The organism is Rossellomorea oryzaecorticis (genome assembly GCF_038405515.1).
GTDB classification, from domain to species: domain Bacteria; phylum Bacillota; class Bacilli; order Bacillales; family Bacillaceae_B; genus Rossellomorea; species Rossellomorea oryzaecorticis_A.
Genome location: NZ_JBBYAF010000099.1, coordinates 1 through 786, shown reverse-complemented (window position 1 = coordinate 786; position 786 = coordinate 1). Strand labels below are relative to the sequence as shown.

General features: G+C 39.2%; 1 protein-coding gene. It reads right to left on the bottom strand.

The annotated features are described in order from the left end of the window. Window positions 1–248: 248 nt before the first annotated feature. Window positions 249–428, bottom strand: coding sequence for a hypothetical protein (locus tag AAEO50_RS21170; RefSeq protein ID WP_341986338.1), 180 nt, complete (start codon window positions 426–428; stop codon window positions 249–251). Window positions 429–786 lie beyond the last annotated feature (358 nt).

Below are 786 nucleotides of genomic sequence, written 5' to 3'. Positions count from 1 at the left end.
CAAACCGACCAAGAAGGCAAAGAACGCCTTCGTGGCCGATTCGCCTTATGCCACCCGCCTCTGAGCAAAGCCCCTCCGCTTTTCTTCCCGCAGGCTTGACGAGGAGGCTCACGGGCTAGCCGCGGAAAGCGAAGTCTTGCACGGAAATCATTAGCGGCATTAAAAGTCTATACTGAAATTCTTTGTGTTTATATGGTGGTTTTTTAGTTTCGTCCCAGCCTCTTCATTATTATATTTATTAGCATTGGCTATGAGAATGCATATGTAAAACCTGAAAAGACGAATGCCATAACGACCGAAAGAATAAATGTAAAGCCTCTGACGGGTTTAGTGCTTTCACTGATCTTCAGTCCTGATACATACGAGTAAGCGAATAGATAAATGGCCATAAAGTAAGAGAGGTATTGTGCTCCGTGCATAAGCGTCATTTATTGGAACTCCTTTCAGGGAAAGTCTATTATCATTCATATGAAACATGTACCGCTGTAAGAACAAGAAAAATGGACAAGCATTAAACTTTTTGTAAAAAATATATTGCAATAACATTAAGAGCGTGATATATTAATAAACGTCGCTGATGCAGCAAGCAACATTTCGAAAAAAAGAAATCAAAAAAGTTGTTGACGCGAAGTAAGGATATGTGTTATATTAGTAAAGTCGCTCCAAACGAAGCGGCGTAACAAATTGAACTTTGAAAACTGAACAAAACAAGACAATACGTCAACGTTAATTCTAGATTTACCGCAACGATTGAATCGTTGCAAAAAGAGCTATTCAAACTTTTAT

Coding starts and splice junctions, on each gene's coding strand:
- AAEO50_RS21170 (WP_341986338.1), bottom strand. CDS start 428: ATGACGCTTATGCACGGAGCACAATACCTCTCTTACTTTATGGCCATT.